At 65.4% G+C, this 20,069-nt stretch carries 18 protein-coding genes; 7 read left to right on the top strand and 11 right to left on the bottom strand.

What is annotated here, in order from left to right; genetic code table 11:
* Positions 1-116: 116 nt before the first annotated feature.
* A complete protein-coding gene (locus LAQ73_RS02885; protein ID WP_224269754.1) occupies positions 117-908 on the top strand; it encodes an FkbM family methyltransferase in 792 nt (263 codons plus the stop codon).
* On the opposite strand, the gene LAQ73_RS02880 is transcribed toward LAQ73_RS02885, so the two are convergent.
* The gene (locus tag LAQ73_RS02880) at positions 905-1,642 is read right to left on the bottom strand and encodes an alanyl-tRNA editing protein (protein ID WP_224269753.1); all 738 of its coding nucleotides are present in this window, start codon (positions 1,640-1,642) and stop codon (positions 905-907) included. The two genes, LAQ73_RS02885 and LAQ73_RS02880, sit on opposite strands and share 4 nt — an antisense overlap.
* Before the next feature lie 202 nt (positions 1,643-1,844).
* Between LAQ73_RS02880 and LAQ73_RS02875 the strand changes: the two genes are divergently transcribed.
* Entirely contained in the window at positions 1,845-2,534 is a 690-nt protein-coding gene (locus LAQ73_RS02875) for an HD domain-containing protein (RefSeq protein ID WP_224270705.1), read from the top strand.
* A 42-nt stretch (positions 2,535-2,576) separates the two neighbouring features.
* Here the strand turns inward: LAQ73_RS02875 and LAQ73_RS02870 are convergent, their stop codons facing one another.
* Positions 2,577-3,569, bottom strand: a complete 993-nt coding sequence (locus LAQ73_RS02870; RefSeq protein ID WP_224269752.1) for an NAD-dependent epimerase/dehydratase family protein — start codon at positions 3,567-3,569, stop codon at positions 2,577-2,579.
* A gap of 131 nt (positions 3,570-3,700) precedes the next feature.
* On the opposite strand from LAQ73_RS02870, the gene LAQ73_RS02865 reads away from it, so the two are divergent.
* Positions 3,701-4,297, top strand: coding sequence for a GNAT family N-acetyltransferase (locus tag LAQ73_RS02865; protein WP_224269751.1), 597 nt, complete (start codon positions 3,701-3,703; stop codon positions 4,295-4,297).
* Here LAQ73_RS02865 and LAQ73_RS02860 read toward each other — a convergent pair whose 3' ends face one another.
* From LAQ73_RS02860 to gltB, 4 genes are all read right to left on the bottom strand, one after another.
* Positions 4,298-5,335, bottom strand: coding sequence for an NAD-dependent epimerase/dehydratase family protein (locus LAQ73_RS02860; RefSeq protein ID WP_224269750.1), 1,038 nt, complete (start codon positions 5,333-5,335; stop codon positions 4,298-4,300). It abuts the gene before it with no gap.
* A 164-nt stretch (positions 5,336-5,499) separates the two neighbouring features.
* Positions 5,500-5,925 (bottom strand): DUF7522 family protein, encoded by a 426-nt coding sequence (locus tag LAQ73_RS02855; RefSeq protein ID WP_224269749.1) that lies wholly within the window; start codon positions 5,923-5,925, stop codon positions 5,500-5,502.
* A gap of 174 nt (positions 5,926-6,099) precedes the next feature.
* Positions 6,100-6,774, bottom strand: coding sequence for a hypothetical protein (locus tag LAQ73_RS02850; RefSeq protein WP_224269748.1), 675 nt, complete (start codon positions 6,772-6,774; stop codon positions 6,100-6,102).
* 345 nt (positions 6,775-7,119) lie between these two features.
* Entirely contained in the window at positions 7,120-11,655 is a 4,536-nt protein-coding gene (gene gltB / locus LAQ73_RS02845; protein ID WP_224269747.1) for a glutamate synthase large subunit, read from the bottom strand.
* Positions 11,656-11,848: 193 nt separating this feature from the next.
* Here gltB and LAQ73_RS02840 point away from each other — a divergent pair, with 193 nt between their 5' ends.
* On the top strand, positions 11,849-12,046 hold the full coding sequence (locus tag LAQ73_RS02840) for a hypothetical protein (RefSeq protein ID WP_224269746.1): 198 nt from the start codon (positions 11,849-11,851) through the stop codon (positions 12,044-12,046).
* Between the two features lie 142 nt (positions 12,047-12,188).
* Here the strand turns inward: LAQ73_RS02840 and proS are convergent, their stop codons facing one another.
* A complete protein-coding gene (gene proS, locus LAQ73_RS02835) occupies positions 12,189-13,664 on the bottom strand; it encodes a proline--tRNA ligase (protein ID WP_224269745.1) in 1,476 nt (491 codons plus the stop codon).
* 84 nt (positions 13,665-13,748) lie between these two features.
* On the bottom strand, positions 13,749-14,258 hold the full coding sequence (locus LAQ73_RS02830) for a DUF7984 family protein (RefSeq protein WP_224269744.1): 510 nt from the start codon (positions 14,256-14,258) through the stop codon (positions 13,749-13,751).
* A gap of 249 nt (positions 14,259-14,507) precedes the next feature.
* On the opposite strand from LAQ73_RS02830, the gene LAQ73_RS02825 reads away from it, so the two are divergent.
* Positions 14,508-16,439 carry a beta-CASP ribonuclease aCPSF1 gene (locus LAQ73_RS02825; RefSeq protein ID WP_224269743.1) on the top strand — a complete coding sequence of 644 codons (1,932 nt, stop codon included), beginning with the start codon at positions 14,508-14,510 and terminating at the stop codon, positions 16,437-16,439.
* Between the two features lie 53 nt (positions 16,440-16,492).
* Here the strand turns inward: LAQ73_RS02825 and LAQ73_RS02820 are convergent, their stop codons facing one another.
* Positions 16,493-16,810, bottom strand: coding sequence for a hypothetical protein (locus LAQ73_RS02820; RefSeq protein ID WP_224269742.1), 318 nt, complete (start codon positions 16,808-16,810; stop codon positions 16,493-16,495).
* Positions 16,811-16,924: 114 nt separating this feature from the next.
* Between LAQ73_RS02820 and LAQ73_RS02815 the strand changes: the two genes are divergently transcribed.
* The gene (locus LAQ73_RS02815) at positions 16,925-17,323 is read left to right on the top strand and encodes a methylglyoxal synthase (RefSeq protein WP_224269741.1); all 399 of its coding nucleotides are present in this window, start codon (positions 16,925-16,927) and stop codon (positions 17,321-17,323) included.
* A 33-nt stretch (positions 17,324-17,356) separates the two neighbouring features.
* On the opposite strand, the gene LAQ73_RS02810 is transcribed toward LAQ73_RS02815, so the two are convergent.
* Positions 17,357-18,175, bottom strand: a complete 819-nt coding sequence (locus LAQ73_RS02810; protein WP_224269740.1) for an endonuclease III domain-containing protein — start codon at positions 18,173-18,175, stop codon at positions 17,357-17,359.
* Between the two features lie 67 nt (positions 18,176-18,242).
* On the bottom strand, positions 18,243-18,665 hold the full coding sequence (locus LAQ73_RS02805; RefSeq protein ID WP_224269739.1) for a DUF371 domain-containing protein: 423 nt from the start codon (positions 18,663-18,665) through the stop codon (positions 18,243-18,245).
* Between the two features lie 426 nt (positions 18,666-19,091).
* Between LAQ73_RS02805 and LAQ73_RS02800 the strand changes: the two genes are divergently transcribed.
* Positions 19,092-20,000 carry a coiled-coil protein gene (locus tag LAQ73_RS02800; RefSeq protein ID WP_224269738.1) on the top strand — a complete coding sequence of 303 codons (909 nt, stop codon included), beginning with the start codon at positions 19,092-19,094 and terminating at the stop codon, positions 19,998-20,000.
* The last annotated feature ends 69 nt before the right edge of the window (positions 20,001-20,069 follow it).

Raw genomic sequence — 20,069 nt, 5'->3', positions numbered from 1 at the left:
ATCGGAACCGCGCGGTTCGGTGGATAATACGCAGACTGCGACCGTCCCGTCCGTGCGGAAGTACCGACGTGCGACACGCCGGAACGCCAAAGTGTCGACCGAAAGACAGAGACAGTATGAGAAGCGACGTTCGGTACGTTCTCCGCCATCCGTTCTACGGCCTCCGGTACGCGCTCTTCTCGGCGTACTACGCCGTCTCCGGGTTCAATCACCGCCACGAACTGTACGCGTCCCGAAAGCACGCCGGGCCGGCGAGCTTTCGCAGCTACGAACTCAGCGACAAACACGTCGACGACGTGTTGCTCGGACGGCTCCTCCGCGCCTGCGAACCCGGCGATGTCGTCTACGACGTGGGCGCGAACACCGGCGTCTACTCGCTGGCCGTCGCCGCCGTCGAACCCACAGCGCGGGTCGTCGCCTTCGAACCGAACCCCGACGTAGCCGCGCAGCTCCGGACGAACGTCGACCGAAACGGGTTCGGAGACAGAGTCGCCGTCCGCGAGGAGGGTGTCGGCGAGGAGACCGAAACGCGCCGGTTCCACCGCTCCACGTACGACGAGCTCGGGTCGTTCGACGCCAGAAACGCCGGAGCGTGGGAGGCCAGCGTCCGCGACGAGATCGACGTTCGCGTCGTCGCCCTCGACGACATCGCCAGTGGCGAGCTGCCGGCGCCGGACCACCTCAAAGTCGACGTCGAGGGCTACGGACTGGAGGTGCTTCGGGGCGCGCGCGAGACACTCCGGTCGGCACGTCCCACCGTCTACTTCGAACCGCACACCGAAGGCGGCGAGGACCGGACCGACGAAATCGCGTCGTTGCTTCGGTCGCTCGGCTATCGGATTCGGGTACGGCCCGGGGCGTGGCTCTGCATCCCGACGGCGGCCGAGGCGGCCGAAACGGTCGATTAGACCAGACGGAACTTCACGCGCTCTTTCTCGCCGCCTTTCGTCTCCCGCCCCGTGACCTCGACGGTGCCGAGTTCGTCGGTGTTCTCGACGTGGGTTCCCGCGCAGGCGGTTCGGTCGTAGGGGTCGTCCTCGGGACCGATTTCGACCAGCCGAATCTCGGTGATGGAGTCGGGCAGGAGGCTGAGGCGAGTCCGTTCGGGGTCGAGCGACGCCTCGGCCTCCTCGCGGTCCATCACGTACCACCGGACGGGCATCGCGTCGTCGACGAGGTCGTTCATCCGCGCCTCGATGTCGGCGAGGTCGTCCTCGTCGAACCGCTCGTACGCGCAGTCGAGATACGCGCGATCGGCGTACAGTTGGTTGCCGGTCGTCTCGGCGTCGTATTCGTCGAGTAGCAGCGCCGAGAGGAGATGCTGGGCGGTGTGGTACTTCATGTGCGAGTGCCGACGCTCCCAGTCGAGTCGGCCCGTCACTGTCGTCCCCGCTTGGGGCGGTTCCTCCGACAGCGTGTGGTACACCGTATCCTTCTTCGAGACGTCGGTGACGGTCCACGTCTGCGCTTCGTCGCCCGCCTCGCCGCCACCGACGGCGAGCGTCCCGGTGTCGTTCGGTTGGCCGCCGCCGGTCGGGTAGAACGCGGTTCGGTCGAGGACGACTCGGTCGTCGAGGACGCGTTCGACCGTCGCCTCGAACTCGCGGGCGCCGGAGTCGTCGAGGTAGAGTAGCTCGGACATACGCGTGAGGAACCGCCGAACCCACTTACTGCTTCGCTTTGCGACGTGTTCACACCCGCGGCATCGGGAGCGAAACACCGGCGGAGACAGCCACTGTCACCGAATTTTCCGAGTCGTCGCCCCTGTCGTAACGCCTAAGAGCGAAACGAACCTCTCTTCGAGCAACTATGACCGAAAGCCCTTCCCATCGGAGGTGGACTCCGTGGGGGTCGAGATAAAAGAAACGGAGGTTACAGAAGAACAGTTCGAGGAGATGAAGCGGTTCGTCTACGACTATCTCGCCGCCAGCGTGGAGAACGAGGACGACGGCGGACGGATGCGGTGGTACCCCTGGCACAGCGCCGAGTACCGGTTCAACCACATCCTCAACGTCGTCGCGCTCGCGACCCACATCGCCGAACGCGAGAGCGCCGACGTGGACGTCGTCGCCGTCGCGTCGCTGTTTCACGACATCGCAAAACTCGACGCCGACCAGGACGTCCACGCCGAAGAGGGCGCGCGCGTCGCCCGCGAGTACCTCTCCTCGCACGGCGACTTCCCGCAGTCGTTCGTCGACGAAGTCTGCCAGGCCATCGAGGACCACTCGTATCAGGGACCGCTCTCGGACGTGTCGCTCGAGACGCAGTGTCTCATCGAGGCCGACATCCTCGACAAGGTCGGCGCGAACGGCACGGCGCTCATGCTGCTCCGGATGGGCTACGAAGCCCGCACGCACATGGACGCCGCCGAGATGGTCGAACGCGTCCTCCAGCGCGGCGTCGACGCCTCCCGACGCATCGAGAGCGACACCGCAGAGAGCGTCGCCCACCGCCGCCTGAAGCGCGTCAAGTGGTTCCGCGAGTGGCTCGAAGAGGAAGTGCCCGAGATGAACCACGAGCGGTTCGGGCTCTGAGTCGGGCCGAAAACGAGACGACGCGGCTCGAACGGTTCGTTTTTATATCGTATCCAGCACGCCGAGCACCCGTTCCTCGGCCTCCCGGCCGGGGTCGTGTTCGGAGCCGTCGCGGTCGCTCTCGCGGTGTTCCTTCACGGTCCGGCGCATCGCCTCCTCGACGGGCGTCGACTCCCACCCCAGCGACGCGAGCTTGTTCGTGTCGAGGACGTGCGGATACGACCGGTAGAGGACGAAGTCCGTCGGTTCGAGCTCCGCAGCGGCGAGTTCGCGCTCGCCCGCGTGGACGATTTCTACATCCGTGTCCGCGGCGTCGGCGATGACTTCGACCATCTCTTCGAGCGTGACGAGACGCTGGTCGCCGACGTTGTACGCCTCGCCCGGTTCGCCCGACTCGGCGACGATGCGGAGCGCGCTCGCCACGTCCTCGACGTAGGCGCGGTGCCAGATGTTCGTGCCGTCGCCCGGCACGATGACGCGGTCGTAGTTGTCGACGCGGTCGAGCCAGTAGTCGAGGCGCTCGGTGTAGTCGTGCGGTCCGTAGACGATGCACGGCCGGACGGAGGTGGCGTTGACGCCGCGCTCGGCGGCCTCGGAGACGATGCGGTCGCCCTCGGCCTTCCGCGGCCCGTAGCTCTCGGCGGAGTCGTCGTCGGCCTGCTCGGGTGTGCAGTCGCAGAGTTCGGTGACGCCCTCGCGCTTGGGAATCTCCTCGTTGCCGTAGGCGCTCCCGCTTGAGATGTAGACGTAGCCGTCGACGTCGGCGAACACGTCGACCGCCTCCTCGACCTCGGCGGGTTTGTACGCGACGCAGTCGACGACGATATTCGGCTCCGCTTCGTCGCGGGCGCGTTCGAGGTCGTCTCGGTTCGTTCGGTCGCCCTCGACGCGACTGACGCGGTCGTCGTCGGCGAAGGGGTTCTCGTGGTTGCCGCGGTTGAAGATCGTGACCTCGTAGCCGTTCTCCAGAAGGTCGTCGACGACGTGACGTCCGATGAAGCGCGTCCCGCCGACGACGAGTGCTGAGTCGGTCATGTCGGTTCTCGGTCAGTGCGGCGGGATGAAAAGTGTACGAGTGCCGGTCCGATTGGCCGAGATTCGATTCCGAGCGCAAGCCGTTCACACGCCACGACAACGCTCATCTATCAGGCACCCAACCGAACCGTATGTTCCCGACCGAAATCGAGACCGACCGTCTCACGCTCCTTCGATGCTGCCGTGAGAACCTTCCCGCGAGAGAACTCTATCGACACGTGGGCCGCGACGCTCCGGCCGTGAGCGAACTGACCCGGTACACGATGTGGAACCCCCACCGGACGCTCAAGGAGACCCACGATTATCTGGTCGACATCGAAGAACAGTGGGACGAGAGAGAGCAAGCGACCTACGTCGTCTATTCGAGAGATGCCGACGGCGACGACGACTTCGCGGGCGTCACGAACCTCCATCTCGGCTGGAAGCGCCGCTCTGCGGAACTCGGTATCTGGCTCCGCGAACCGTTCTGGGGCCGCGGCTACTCCGGCGAGCGCGCGGCGGCGCTGTTCGAACTGGCGTTCGAGCGGTTGGACCTCGACCTCGTCGGCGCGGCGCACCAAGACGGCAACGAGAAGTCGAAGCGAGCCATCGAGCGCTACGTCGACGCCCACGGCGGCCAGTACGACGGCGTCCTCCGCAACTGGATTCCGAAGGGCGACGAGGTGAGAGACCTCCACCGGTACACCGTCTCCCGCGAGCAGTATCAAGAGTCGCGTCGGTCGGCCTAATCAGGCGTCCAACGTGTCCAGCACTCGACGTTCAGCCTCTCTCGCGGGGCCGTTCTCCGTCCCGTTGCGCCCGTTTTCGACGTGCGCGATCGCCGTGGCCGCGACGGCCTCGGTTTTCGGCGTCGACTCCCAACCCAGTGCGCTGAGTTTCTCGGTCGACACCAGCATCGGACGCGGCGCGTACAACGGGAACTCCGCCGGCTCTATCCCGCCCTCGGCCAACTCGCGGTCGCTCGCACCGACGATTTCGACCTCGGTGTCGAGCGCGTCGGCGACGAGTTCGAGCGACTCGGCCAGCGAGAAGGCGTTCCGGTCGGCCACGTTGTACGCCTCTCCGGGGTTGCCTTCCTCGGCGACGACTCTGAGGGCGCTGGCGACATCCTCGACGTACGACCGGTGGAGGAGACTCCCGCCGTCTCCGGGGACGAGCACGCGGTCGTACTCGGCGACGCGGCCGACCCAGTAGGCGAAGCGCTCGGTGTAGTCGTGCGGTCCGTAGACGAGCATCGGCCGGACCGACATCGCCTCGACGCCCTCCGCCGTCGCCGAAACGCCGGATGCGCTTCGAGACCTCGAAACTCTTCGACTTTCGGTGGCCGCCACGGCGACCGCTCTGTCGCCTTCGGCCTTTCTGGGACCGTAGCTCTCGGCGGAGTCGTCGTCGGCCTGTTCGGGCGAACAGTCGTGAATCGGCGTCTCGTCCTCGCGCATCGGCACGTCCGCTCGGGCGTAGGCGCTCCCGCTGGAGACGTAGACGTACCGGGAGTCTGCGAACACCTCTGTTGCGGTCTCCACCTCCCGAGGACGGTACGCGCAGAAGTCGACGACGACGTCGGGGTCGACCTCGGCGGCCGCCGACGCCAGCGCCTCGCGGTCGGTCCGGTCGCCGGGGATGTGCGAGACGCCCGCGCGGTCGGCGAAAGGGTCCTCGTGTGTACCGCGGGTGAACGTCGTCACGTCGTAGTCGTGTGTCAGGAGCTCTTCGACCGTGTGGCGGCCGATGAAGCGGGTCCCGCCGATACAGAGAGCGGTTTTCATATGTTCTGCTCGCGGAGGAGTGCGAAAAGCGTACGTCAAGCGGAACTGGCCTGCAGCTCGAAGTCGGGCGCGTCGTCGCCGACGTCCGGCATGGTTCGTGAGGTGGACGCCACGGTGGGAATCACGACTCGACCGGGCGTCGTCGCTACACGCCCCCGGTAGCGTTAAGTTCGATCCTCGGTCGCGAGCAGCGACCGGAGACTCACCGCCTGCGCCTCGAACTCCGCGATGTCCAGCTCGTCGGTCGTGATGATGACTCCGTGGCCGTCGACGAGCACGCGACAGAGAAAACCCTTCGAGAAGACGCGGATGGTGTACTCGTACTCGCCGATGTCGGGTTCGGCCGACTCGCCGCCGAACGGGTCGCGGTACCTCTCCTGCGAGGAGAAGCCGAGGCGCTCGTTCTCGACGAGCGGTCCCTTCACCGAGCGGACGCGCGAAGGGTCGTCCGCGTAGAGCCCGGCGCGGAGGTACAACACCTCGAAGTCGTCGGGTGTGAAGTAGATGACGCTGCGGAGCGCATCGCCGAGTGCGGTCCGCGCGAGATAGACGATGCTGTCGGCGAGGTCGTCACTTGGTTGCGAGGTCATACGGTACCCTACGGTCGCCGACTTAACAGTCGTTTCCCGCGGTCGGTTGTCGAGTCGTTATCGACTCTCCACGGCGGAGTTGTTCGAGTTCCCAGAGACGTTCGAACCGCCGGACGCGGTCGAACCATCCGACGTGGTCGACCCACCGGAGCCGTACTGCCCGCCCGAACCACTTCACCCACCTGAACCGCTCTGTCCTCCCGAACCGTTCTGCCCGCCTCCCGCCGACGAGAGCTTCGTCACCCCGTCGTAGAAGGCGGTTCCGCCGGATGCGAGATACGCGAAGAAGCCGATACCGCCGCCGTCGTACTGCGAGTCGTTTCCGGAGAACTGCGTGAGTTGGTTGCCGTTCGCGCCGAACAGTCGCACCGTGTGCGACCCCGACTGGCTCCACTGGACGACGACTCGATACCAGCGGTTCTGTCCGAGCGAGAATCCCGAGTTCGAGACGCCGAGGAGTTCCTTGGTCCCGCCGACCTCCCGGTAGAGAAACATACTGCTGGAGGGGAACTGCAACTTCACGTAGTACATGTTGTTCGGGTCGGTGACCGCGTAGCCGAAGTTGACTGTGTCCGCACCACCAGACGCGCGCACCCAGTACGAGAAGGCGTCTCCAGCGGTCGGACGCTCCGGCAGCGACGGTGCGAACAGTTGGCCGTCGACGCCGTCGACCCGCAACGACTGTTCGCCGGAGCGCGAGACGTTCTGTGCGATCGAGATCCCGGGTCGTCCGCCGGCGAACTGATACCGATTGGTCAGTCGCTGGTTGTCGTACTCGAAGTCCTCGACGACGATCTGCTGTTGCTGCTGCTGCTGTCGCCGGGCCGCGGCCGTCGAACTACCGAACATCGGGACCGCACTCAATGAGAGTCCCGAAACGACTCCGAGGGTTTTGAGCGCGTCGCGGCGTCCAACTGTGCATCCGGCCGGACCGGCAGAACTGTCGTTTTTTTCCATCGCTGTGGTTTTTGACAGTACGACATAGTATAAATCCAATTCAGAGAAACGGCACGTTCGTGCCCTACAGTCGCTCTCTCGTGTGAGAAACTCAATTCATTGATTCGGTGCTCGGAGAACTACACCACCGACTGTCACTCTGGGTGGGAAGACGATAATCAAGAACCGGCCGGCAACCGGCGACCGTGTGGTCGAACGAAGGACGTGGAGTCGCCGAAACGTCGACGGGTCTCCGACTCAGTCGTCGCTCTGTGCGACTTCGCGGTCGATGCGGGCGTCTTCGACAGAGCCAGCGGGCACCGGCAGTTCCTCGCGGACGTCGGCGCGACCCTCCTCGGCGATTACTTTCGCGTACGCGTCCGGCATCACCTTCACGAAGTTACGGACCTCGTTGGGCCACTCCTCGAGCAGCGCTTTCGCACGCTCGCTGTCGGCGTAGGCGGCGTGGTTCTCCACGAGGCGGCGCAGCATCGCTTCGTCGGCGTCTTCGAGCGCTCCAGAGAGCGACGCCATCTCGGTGTTCGCCTTCCCGGCGAGTTCGTCGTCGGGGTCGTAGACGTAGGCGACGCCGCCGGACATCCCCGCGGCGAAGTTGCGGCCCGTCTCCCCGAGGACGGCGACGACGCCGCCAGTCATGTACTCGCAGCCGTGGTCGCCGACGCCCTCGACGACGGCTTTCACGCCCGAGTTGCGGACGGCGAAGCGCTCGCCCGCGACGCCGTTGACGTACATATCGCCCTGCGTCGCGCCGTACAGCGCGACGTTGCCGATGAGGACGTTCTCGTCCGGCGCGTAGTTGGCCTCTGCGGGCGTCTCGACGACGACCTTGCCGCCGGAGAGCCCCTTGCCGACGTAGTCGTTCGCCGCGCCGGTGAGGCGCATCGTCACGCCGGAGGCGAGGAACGCGCCGAAGCTCTGGCCGGCGACGCCGTCGAACTCACAGGTGATGGTGTCGTCGGAGAGACCCTTCCCGCCGTACCGCCTCGAGATTCGGTCCGAGAGCATCGCGCCGACCGCGCGGTCGACGTTCGATATCTCGTGGCGGAGTTGGACGGGTTCGCCGTCTTCGAGGGCGGGTTCGGCCTCCTCAATGAGTTGGCGGTCCAGTTGCGTGTCGAGGTCCGAGTGCGACTGCGCCCGGGTCTTCCGGCGCTGTTCGCCCGCCGGCTGCGCGAGTACCGCCGAGAGGTCCAGATGCTTGGCCTTCTCGTGTTCGGTCTCGCGCTGGCGGAGGTACTGCGGGCGACCGACCATCTCGTCGACCGTCTCGAAGCCGAGCTCGGCCATGATCTCGCGCAGTTCCTCGGCGATGAACGTCATGTAGTTGATGACGTGGTCGGGTTGGCCCGGGAACCGGTTGCGGAGGTTCTCGTTCTGGGTGGCGACGCCGACCGGGCAGGTGTTCTCGTGGCACTGCCGCGCCATCACACAGCCCGCGGTGACCAGCGACGCCGTCCCGAAGATGTACTCCTCCGCGCCCAGCAGCGCGGCGATGGCGACGTCGCGGCCCGTCTTCATGCCGCCGTCGGTCGAGACGCGGATGCGGTCGCGCAGCCCCGTCGCACAGAGCATCTGGTTCGCCTCCGCGAGACCGAGTTCCCACGGCAGTCCCGCGTTCTTGATGCTCGTCTTCGGCGACGCGCCGGTGCCGCCGGAGTCGCCGGAGATGTGGACGACGTCGGCGTTGGCCTTTGCGACGCCCGCCGCGATGGTGCCGATGCCCGCCTCGGAGACGAGTTTCACGTTGATGTCGGCGTCCTCGTTTGCGACCTTCAGGTCGTGGATGAGCTGTTTGAGGTCCTCGATGGAGTAGATGTCGTGCAGCGGCGGCGGCGAGATGAGGCCGACGCCCGGCGTCGAGTAGCGGACGTGCGCGATCATCTCGTTGACCTTCTTGCCGGGGAGGTGGCCGCCCTCGCCGGGCTTCGACCCCTGCGCCATCTTGATCTGCAGCTCGTCGGCCGACGAGAGGTAGTGGCTCGTGACGCCGAAGCGACCCGACGCCACCTGCTTGACGTTGCACTCCTTCTCGGTGCCGAAGCGTTCGGGCGGTTCGCCGCCCTCGCCGGAGTTCGACTTGCCGCCGATGCGGTTCATCGCGATGGAGTTGTTCTCGTGAGCTTCCGGCGAGAGCGACCCGAGGCTCATCGCCGCCGTCGAGAACCGCGTTACGATCTCTTCGACGGGTTCGACGTCTTCGATGGGGACGGAGTCGCGGTCGGAGTCGAACTCCAACAGCCCGCGGAGCGTCTGCAACTCCTCGCTCTGGTCGTTGACGAGTTCGGCGAACTCCTGGTACGTCTCGTAGCTTCCGGAGCGGACCGCCCGCTGGAGCGCGCCGACCGTCTTCGGGTTCCACTGGTGGTGGATACCCGACGAGCGGTTCTCGTACTCGCCCTGGACTTCGAGTTTCGGGTCCTCGCCGTAGGCGACGGTGTGACGCGTGAGCAGGTCCGCCTCTATCTGGGGCATGCCGATGCCCTCGGTGCGAATTTCGGTGCCCTCGAAGTACTCGCGGACGAACTCCGAGGAGAGGCCGACCGCCTCGAAGATCTGTGCGCCGCGGTAGCTCTCGACCGTCGAGATGCCCATCTTCGCCATCGTCTTCAGCAGACCGTCTTCGAGCGCCTTCACGTACGCCGCGATGGCCGCCTCGGGGTCCGCGCCGTCGGGGCCGGCGACGATGTCCTCGATGGTCTGGTAGGCGAGGTACGGGTTGACCGCGCCCGCGCCGTAGCCGACGAGCGTCGCGATGTGGTGGACCTCGCGCGGGTCGCCGGACTCGACGACCAACCCGGCGCGGTTCCGCAGGCCGTTTCTGACGAGGCTGTGGTGGACCGCCCCAGTCGCCAGCAGACTCGGAATCGGTACCCGGTCGGGGCCGGCCGAGCGGTCCGAGAGGACGACGATGTCCGCGCCGCCCTCGATGGCTTCGCGGGCGTTCTCGCGGAGGCGCTCGACGGCCGCTTCGAGTTCTTCGCCGTCGCGGGCGTACGTCATGTCGAGCGTCTCGCTGCGCAGCCCGTCGCTGCCGTCCAAACTCTTGATTCCTGCCGTCTGCTCGTCGGTGACGACCGGCGAGTCGAGCACGAGTTGGCGGGCGTGCTCGGGCGACTCAGCGAGCATGTTCCGCTGGTTACCGAGACGGGATTCGAGGCTCGTCACCAGTTTCTCGCGGATGTAGTCGATGGGCGGGTTCGACACCTGCGCGAACAGCTGTTTGAAGTAGGTGAAAAGCGGCCGGTTGAAGTCGGAAAGAACCGACAGCGGCGTGTCGTCGCCCATCGAGCCGACGGGGTCTTTCCCCTGTCTGGCCATCGGTTCGATGAGGTGGTTCAGTTGGTCCTGCGTGTACCCGAACGCCGCCTGCTGGGCGCGCAGTGACTCCAGCTGACCGCGGGTGCCGAACGCCTCGGGGTCGGCGAACTCAGAGAGGTGGTGCTGTTCGTCGCGCACCCACTCGCCGTACCGTTCGTCGACGAGCGAGTCGAACACCTCCCCGTCGGGGATGACGCGGCCCTCCGCGGGGTCGGCCACGAACAGCTGACCGGGTTGGAGCCGCCCCCGAGATTCGATTTCGCTCGGGTCGTGGTCGAGCGCGCCAACCTCGCTCGCCATCACGAGGCGGTTATCGGTCGTCACGTCGTAGCGGCACGGGCGGAGGCCGTTGCGGTCGAGCACCGCGGCGACCCTGTCGCCGTCGGTGGCGGCGACGAGCGCCGGCCCGTCCCACGGTTCGACGAGGCTGGCGTGGAAATCGTACCAGTCGCGTCGAGCCTCGTCCATCGCGGGGTCGTTGCGGTACGCCTCCGGAATCAGCATCCGAAGGACGTGCGGCAGGTCGCGGCCGCCCTGCAACAGCAGTTCGACGACGTTGTCGACGCTGGCGGTGTCGCTCTGGTCGGCGTGCGTGACGGGTTTGATCGTCTCGATATCGGTCCCGAACTCGGGGTGATCGAGCTCCGTCTCGCGGGCGCGCATCCAGTTGACGTTGCCGCGGATGGTGTTTATCTCGCCGTTGTGGACGACGTTGCGGTACGGGTGCGCGAGATGCCACGCGCCGAGCGTGTTCGTCGAGAAGCGGGCGTGGACCAGCGCCAGCGCCGACGTCATCCGCTCGTCGCGGAGGTCCGGGTAGTACGTCGGCAGCTGCTCGGCTTTCAAGAGCCCCTTGTAGACGAGCGTCCGCCGCGAGAGCGAGCAGGCGTAGAATCGGCCGCTGCCCTCGATACCCGAGTCGTCGACGGCGTTCTCGGCGGCGCGGCGGCCGACGTACAGCGCGCGGTCGAACGCCTCGGCGTCGACCGACTCGTCGGACGGACTGACGAACAGTTGCCAGACGTCCGGCTCCGACTCCAACGCCGTCGCGCCGAGGTCCGAGTTGTCGGTCGGAACGTCGCGCCACTGGAAGACCTCGAGGTCGTGGTCGGCGAGTGCGTCCTCGACGACGGCGGCGGTCCGTTCGCGCTGGTCGTCGTCTCGCGGGAAGAAGATGGACCCCACCGCCCATAGATCGGGGAGGTCGCAGTCGAGTTCGTCGGCGAAGAAGGCGTCGGGCCGTTGAATCATGACGCCCGCGCCGTCGCCGGTGTTCTCCTCTGCACCGGTGGTGCCGCGGTGTTCGAGGTTTACGAGTAGTTCTATCCCGTCGGCGAGTACGCCGTGGGACGCGCCGCCGTCGAGGTCCATGACGACGCCGACGCCGCAGTTCGAGCGCTCGTCGGTCGGATCCGCGAGGCCGACCCTGCGGGTGTCTCTGTGTGGCTTGGTCATACTACACCCTGAGCGCTACGGCTTATTAGCGTACTCCTGAAAGAATAAGGGTGTTCTTATGGCATATAAGGTTATTCGGATAGAATTTATGGCCCCAACGACCGTGATGGATTCGGGACAGTTCACGGCCGACGGGCGGTTCGCCTGAACGCTCACGCGACGATTTATCCTCGTGGAGACGGCATTAGCGGCCATGGCAACCATCGTGTACGAAACTCCCGACGGTGTGGCGGAAGACGAGGTACCGGCCGAGAACATCTCCGACTCCGGAAAGGTCGCCGGCGTCCGGGTCAAACTCGCCGACCGAGGTTACCTGCACCTCCCGTACAGTCGCCTCTACTCGATACGGATGAGCGAGGAGGAAGGAAAAATGAGCTACTCGTCGCCGTAGAGGTCGGCTAGTCCGCAGTTCGTCGACCGACGGCACTCGACGGCATTTGACGGCACCGGTTACGTTTCGGTGCGAGGTGACGGCGTTTCGGTGCGAGGTGACGGCGTCTCGCTACGAGTGCGAAGCGAACTGAGTCGTCCGCTCAGTACGACTTGGCGAAGTACGCCGTCTCCTCGGACGACTCGCCGCAGATGGCGCACTCGTCGTGCTCGTCGAGGTCCAACTGCTTCTCCTCGTCGTCGGGGAAGGGGACCATGACGATCTCGGCCGAAATCTGGTCTTTGATCTCGGTCTCACACGCTTCTTCGCCGCACCACGGCGCGCGGACGTAGCCGCCGTGCTGACCGATGGTACCGAGAATCTCGCTGCGGGCGAACGCGTCGCGGACGTTCTCGTCGAGGTTCTCCTCGGCAGCGGCGTACAGTTTCGCGTACACCTCGTCGAAGTGGCTCTCGACGGTCTCGGCGATACCCCCGCGGGCCTCGACCGCTGACTCGCCGTCGGGGCGGTGGACGACGGTGACCTCGTCGTCGTCGACCTCGTTGGGGCCGATTTCGAGGCGGAGGGGGACGCCGTTGAGTTCGTGCTCGTTGAACTTGAAGCCGGGGTTGCGCTCGTCGCGGTCGTCGAATTCGACGCGGACTCCCGCCGCTTCGAGGTCGTCGGCGACGCTTCCGGCGTAGTCGAGGACCTTCTCCTGGTTCTCCTCCTGCCAGATGGGGACGACGACGACCTGCGTGGGCGCGACCGTCGGGGGCAGTACGAGGCCCTGGTCGTCGGAGTGCGTCATGATGAGCGCGCCGATGGAGCGCCACGAGAAGCCCCACGAGGTGGTGTGGGCGCTTCGGTCTTCCTCGTCCTCGTCGGAGTAGGTGATGTCGAACGCCTCGGCGAAACTCGTGCCGAGGTGGTGGCTGGTCGCGCCCTGCACCGACTTCCCGTCGGGCATCAGCGCCTCGACGGTCGTCGTCGTGTCCGCCCCCGGGAACTTGTCATGGTCGGGTTTCTGCCCGCGGAGCACGGGGATGGCCAGCAGGTCCTCGTACGCGGACTCGTACTGGTCGAGTCGGAGCATCGTCTCCTCCCAGGCGTCCTCGTCGCTGGCGTGGGCGGTGTGGCCCTCCTGCCAGAGGAACTCCTTCGTGCGGAAGAAGGGCTTCGTGTCCGTCGCTTCCCAGCGAACGACGGAGGCCCACTGGTTGACGCGAAGCGGCAGGTCGCGGTGGCTGCGGACCCACTGGCTCATGTAGGGGGCGATGATGCTCTCGCTGGTGGGGCGGACGGCGAGGCGCTCTTCGAGTTCCTCGTGGCCGCCGTGGGTGACCCACGCCACCTCGGGGTCGAACCCTTCGACGATGTCCTTCTCGCGTTCGAGGTAGCTCTCGGGGATGAAAAGCGGGAAGTACGCGTTCTGCACCTCGGTCGCTTTGAACTTCTCGTCGAGGTAGCTCTGGACGGCCTCCCAGAGCGCGTAGCCGCGGGGCCGCGTGATGATGAAGCCGCTCATCCCCTCGGGGGCGTAGTTCGCCAGCCCCGCCTTCTGGACGACTTCGGCGTACCACTCGCCGGTGTTGTACTCCTTGGACTCGGTGATGCCGAGGTCCTGGTTGTCGGTCATTGTGGGGAGGTGGCGTCACCGCGGCTTAAAACGTCCGAAGCTGTGAGACGGTGTGACATCGGGTAGCGGGGCGTTCCCGCCGTCTCACCGCTCCGTTCGGTCGCTCGAACCGCGTCGCTCGCCGACGCTGAACGGACTCTCTCGCTCCGTCCACTCCCACCCCGGCAGTCTGGTCTGAAAGCCCGCCGCCAGCGCCGCGTCCAGATCGTCCGCGCCGGCGACGTCCCCGGTGTGGGTCATCGTATCCGCGAAGTGGAACGTCGCCTGCGCGAGCAGCGCGAGCGGTTGCCCCCCCGCGATAGTCGACGCCAACTCTCGACCCAGTATCTCGTCGACGACGAAACCGGGATAGTCGCCCTCGACGTCCAGCTCTCTGAGGAGTCCGGCGTACGCCGCGACGTTGACCGCCACGTCGCCGTCGGCGAAGACGGCGTCGACTTCGGCGCGGTATCGGTCCTCGGTCACGGGCGCGACGTCGACGCCGAAGCGCTCGTCGAGCGCCTGCCGAACCTCGTTGATGAGCGCGACAGTGGTCGAAGCGCGGGATTTCAGCGTCTCGCGTTCGGCGGCGACGGAGTCGGGAGTGAGTTCCATGTGGGGACCGAGAACCGCCGAGGGCTTTCCTTTTGCGAAGGCTTTTATAATACGAAGGTAATACTGCCGGACAAGCGGGTTTTCACTGCCTCTTCCCGCACATAGCATACAGAGTTACTCCGTTGAGTATGTCTCTCTGGAACCGCCGGTCACGACGTGCGTTCGGATTTCACGCGCGCTCGACGAACCGACGGGACCCGAGGCGGCAGTACGAGGCCCGACCGGAGTGGACCGACGGGCAACACACATATGAGCTCAGTAGATAAGCAACTTGAGGAACTGAAAGCAGAGATCGACAGCGAACTTCCGAGTGACATCGTGGTCTCGGACGTGAAGTACGAGGGACCGGAACTCGTCGTCTACACGCGCAATCCCAAGGAGTTCGCGCAGAACGGCGACCTGATCCGTAAGCTCGCCAGTAAACTCCGAAAGCGGATCACGGTTCGACCGGACCCCGACGTGCTCACCGACCCGAAGAAAGCGCGCGAGCAGGTCCTCGACGTGATTCCGGAGGAGGCGAACGTCACCGACCTCGACTTCCACGCCGACACCGGCGAAGTCGTCATCGAGGCGGCGAAACCCGGGATGGTCATCGGCCGCCACGGCTCGACGCTGCGCGAGATAACCCAACAGGTCGGCTGGACACCCGAAGTCGTCCGCACACCGCCTATCGAATCGTCTACCGTCTCCAACGTCCGTAACTTCCTGAAACAAGAACGCGAGGAGCGACGCGACATTCTGGAGAAGGTCGGCCGTCAGATTCACCGCGAGCAACTCAGCCGCGAACAGTGGGTTCGCATCTCGACGCTCGGCTGTTGCCGCGAAGTCGGTCGTGCTTCCTTCATCCTCTCGACGGCCGACACGCGCATCCTCATCGACTGCGGCGACAAACCCGGTGCCGAGGGCGAGGTGCCGTATCTCCAGGTGCCCGAGGCGCTCGGGTCGGGCGCGAACTCCATCGACGCGGTCATCCTCACCCACGCTCACCTCGACCACTCGGCGCTGCTCCCGCTGCTGTTCAAATACGGCTACGACGGCCCGATTTACTGTACCGAACCGACGCGCGACCTAATGGGACTGCTCACGCTCGACTACCTCGACGTCGCGGCCAAGGAGGGCCGGACGCCGCCGTACGAGTCCGAGATGGTCCGCGAGGCCATCAAACACTGCATCCCGCTCGAGTACGGCGACGTCACCGACATCGCCCCCGACGTGAAGCTCACCTTCCACAACGCGGGTCACATCCTCGGGTCGGCGGTGACGCACTTCCACATCGGCGACGGCCTCTACAACGTCGCGTTCTCCGGCGACATCCACTACAAGGACACCCGCCTGTTCAACGGCGCGGTCAACGACTTCCCGCGCGTGGAGACGCTCGTGATGGAGTCGACCTACGGCGGGCGCAACGACTACCAGACCGACCAGGAGGACTCCGAGCAGAAACTCGTCGACGTCATCAACGAGACGGCCGACCAGGGCGGTAAAGTCCTCATCCCGGCGTTCGCCGTCGGTCGCTCCCAAGAGATCATGCTCGTCCTCGAGCAGGCGATGCGCAGCGGCAAGATTCCGGAGATGCCCGTCCACCTCGACGGGATGATCTGGGAGGCGACGGCCATCCACACGACCTACCCCGAGTATCTCCGCGACGAACTCCGCGACCGCATCTTCCACGAGGACGAGAACCCGTTCCTCGCGCCGCAGTTCAACCACATCGACGGCGGCGAAGAGGAGAGACAGGAGGTCGCCGACGACGGTCCCTGCATCATCCTCTCGACCTCCGGGATGGTCACCGGCGGCCCCATCATGTCGTGGCTCCGCCATCTCGGCCCCGACCCGGACTCGAACCTCGTCTTCGTCGGGTACCAGGCGCAGGGGACGCTCGGGCGTCGCATCCAGAACGGCTGGGACGAGATTCCCGTCAACGGACCCAACGACCGCAACTCCGGGCGGTCGAGCACGCTCACGCTGAAGATGGACGTCGAAACCGTCGACGGGTTCTCCGGCCACGCCGACCGCAACGGGCTGATGAACTTCGTCCGCACGATGAACCCCCGCCCCGAGAAGGTGCTCTGCGTTCACGGCGACGAGCGCTCCGTGCAGGACCTCTCGTCGGCGCTGTACCACGAGTTCAACATGCGAACGTTCGCGCCGAAGAATCTCGAAACGTTCCGGTTTAAGTAAGCGGAACCGGACGTTTCGGCGTAATCCAAGCGGACCGTTCTCGCGTTCGCTTCCTACCCCTCGGAGCGTTCGAGCCGCCAGTCGTCGTCGGTCACCGACTCGCGGGCCAGTTCCTCGCCGTCGCCGAGCAGACGGAACTCGAACCGGCCGTCGATTCGTTCGACCTGCACGTTGAGCGAGAGGGCGTCGGCGGTGACCGTCTCCGTCGCTGCCTCCGGATTTCGATCGTCTCCGTTCGCCGCGAGACCGTGGTCGTCGTAGGCGACGTACGTCGACGCCGCGATGACGTCGTCCTCGTCGTACACGTCGGCGGAGATGCCCTCGTGCGTTTCTGTCTCCTCGATTCGCAGCGTGTAGGTCTGCATCGACATACACGGGAGGTGCCACGCCGACAGTCTTGAGTCTCGGGGTCGGTGTCAGCGAAATAATGTGTCGGAGAGCACGTTCGCAGGAGGATTCAAGAGGTCGACGCCGCGAGTTGGGGTATGCGTCTCGCGCTCATCGCCCACGACGAGAAGAAAGCCGACCTCATCAAGTTCGCCACCGCCCGAAGCGACGACCTCGCGGAGATGGAACTGATGGCGACCGGGACGACCGGACAGCAACTCATCGACGAGACGGGGCTCGACGTCGAACGCAAGCAGTCGGGACCGCTCGGCGGCGATATGCAGATCGGTGCCGAGATCGCCGACGAGACCTGCGACGGCGTCATCTTCCTGCGCGACCCGCTGACCGCGCAACCGCACGAACCAGACATCACGGCGCTGCTACGCATCTGCGACGTCCACGACATCCCGCTGGCGACGAACCTCGCCAGCGCGGACGCCGTGTTGGACGAACTCGTTCGGGAGCGGGAGGGCAACGGGTTCGAGGATTACGAGTAGTTCCGGCATCCGCGCCGGATGTTTTCTGTGCGCTCAGTCGTCTGCGACGACTTCGGCGGGGTCGACGACGGACTCCTCGACCTCGTCGACGCCGACTCGGTCGCAGTAGTCGTACAGCGGACACGCCTCCGGGCCATCGAGGCACGCGGGTTTGCGCGCTTTGCAGTACTCGCGGCCGAACTGGAGCATCGCCGTGTGGCCGAAGCCGCACTTCTCGGCGGGGACGTCGCGTTCGAGGTGTTCGCGGACTCCCTCGTGGTCGGCGCTCGGCGGTGCGAGGCCCATCCGCCGACTGATTCGGTGGACGTGCGTGTCGACGGGGAAGATTCCGCCTCGACCGCCCGAGAACAACAGCACGCAGTCGGCGGTCTTCGGGCCGACACCCCGAATCGCCATCAGCCGCTCTCGCACGGTCTGGGGGTCCTCCTCGCGCACGTAGGCGTCGAAGGCCTGCTTACTCCCGAATTCGCCGACGATTTCGGCGGCGGCGTCGATTATCATCTCCGACTTCTGGTTGTACAGCCCCGCCGATCGGATACTTTCGGCCAGTTCCGACTGCTCGGCGTCGGCGAGCGTCCGAGCGAGGTCGGTCCCGTCGTCCGTCGACCCGTAGCGGGCCATCAGGCTGTCGTGCGCCGGTTGGCTGGCGACGTCGCTGGTGTTCTGGCTCAGGATCGTCCGGACGAGACACTCGAAGGCGTCCTGCCCGCCGTACGCCTTGCGCCAGTACAGTTCGCCGAGTTCGTCGACGACGGCTTCGGCGCGGGTCTCAGCTTCCCGGGGGTCGAACGTCACCTCGCCGCCGCCGTCACCGACGCCGCCGCTGATGTTCTCCGCCGGTTCGTCTACCATACCCCGAGGTAGAGCTAAGTCGGCAAAAGCGATGGGGGCAGAAGCGAACGAGGAATCCGGACGGCGTTCAGTCGTCGGTGTCGACGCGGAGCGTCAGCGTCAGTTCCGCGCCGTCGACGAGGGCGCCGACTAACTCGCGGTCGAACCCCTCGGCGGCGAACTCGGCACCGAGCATGATGGTCCGGTCGTCGGTGTGCTCGCTCGTCCGGCCGACCATACTCCGGTCGCCCTCGAACGTCAGGTCCGGGTGGCCGTGGCCCGCGACGCGTTCGGTGAGACCGTCGACCTCGAACGTGGCGACGATGCGCGCGTCCTCGTCTCGACAGGCGTCGACGAACGCCGGATCGAAGTCGGCGGGCGTGCGGTCTGCCTCGACGGCGAGGATGCAGTCGCCCGCCGGAGTGAGCCACTCGTCGCTCGTCACCTCGAACGTGCTCGCGTGGCGCGCGGAGACGTTCTCGTGCCCGCGTGCGCGGACGATTTCCTTCATACCGAAAACGCGGCGGGACGACGGAAATCTGTGGCGTTTCGGCGCGCGGCGAGGCGACCGAACGGAGCCACCGCACAGGATAGTCAACCATCCGCTCGGCCAGTACGATTTTCGAGAGTTTCTTTGTTTGGGACTAGTTAGATTCGTACGGCAGACATGCCGTTTAAGTACGTCAACGGTTGGCAACGCCCGGCGCGTTCAGGGCCGAATCGTGGTACAGTGCCACGCACGGTAGCCGTTTTCACTCATGTTCTCACCGAAGTGTTTATATGTACAACGCCAGTACGTGAGGGTACCAGAGCGCCTCCGGCATCTGGCGGAATCGCACGGGGAATGATCAGGAATTTCTTATCCACGGTCAGACGCACATCGTCAGAGCGACCGCCATCCGACCGGAGCGGTGATGGTATCGAGGATTGATCAAGTATGGCAGCGGAACAATACGGAATCAAAGCATTGGACGAATCGAACAACGTAGAACTGACCGACGAGAAACTGGAGAGCGGCTCGAAAGGCCAGCTCATCAAACTCGCCGGTCAGCTCCGCGACCGACGAAACGAACTCAACCAGATGGCCTCCGAGCGCGCCTCCAAGCGCGACGAACTCAACGCGAAAACGCGCGAGAAGGTCGACGAGGCCCAGGAACACCGCGAAAAGCGCGACTCGCTCAACGAGCAGGTTCAGGAGCACAAGAAGTCGCGCAACGAGCTGAACGCCGAGGCCAACGAGCTCTTCGACAAAGTCGAGGAGATGAAAAGCGACCTTGAGCTCGACGACGGTAAGGACCTCGAGGAGCTCGAAGAGGAGATCAAGCAGCTCGAATTCCGCCAGCAGACCGAGGTACTCTCCACCGAGGACGAGCGCGAACTCATCGAGAAGATCGAGAAGAAGCGCGAGGAGTACCAGAACCGAAAGGAGAAGGTCGAGGACAGCGGCGAACTCGAAGAGCTCATCGAGGAGGCCGAGGAGGTCCGCTCCGAGGCGTCGAAGCACCACCAGAAGGTGACCGAGCTCGCCGACGAGGCCCAGGAACACCACAACCAGATGATCGAGGCCTACCGCGAGGCCGACGACATCCGTGACCGTGCAGACGAGATGCACGAGCTGTTCGTCGAGGCCCAGGAAGCGGCGGACCGCCACCACGAGGACTTCGTCCGCGTCCAGAAGCGCCTGCGCGAGCTCGACAAAAAGGAAGAGCGCCAGCGCAAGGACTCCCGCGCCGAGGAACGCGAGGCCGCCAAGCAGGAAGCCGAGGAGATCTACCAGGCGTTCCAGGAAGGCGAGACCCTCGACACCGAGGACCTGATGAAACTGCAGCGCGCCGGTCTTCTCTAAGCGCGTCGTTTTCTCTTCGCAGTTTTAAGCCGATGGCGCCCTCAGCTACGGCTATGGCAGGTATCCCGC

The sequence above is a fragment of the Haloprofundus salinisoli genome (assembly GCF_020097815.1).
Taxonomy (GTDB): domain Archaea; phylum Halobacteriota; class Halobacteria; order Halobacteriales; family Haloferacaceae; genus Haloprofundus; species Haloprofundus salinisoli.
Note: the sequence above shows the minus strand (reverse complement) of the source record. Positions and strands in the feature narration are given on the sequence as shown.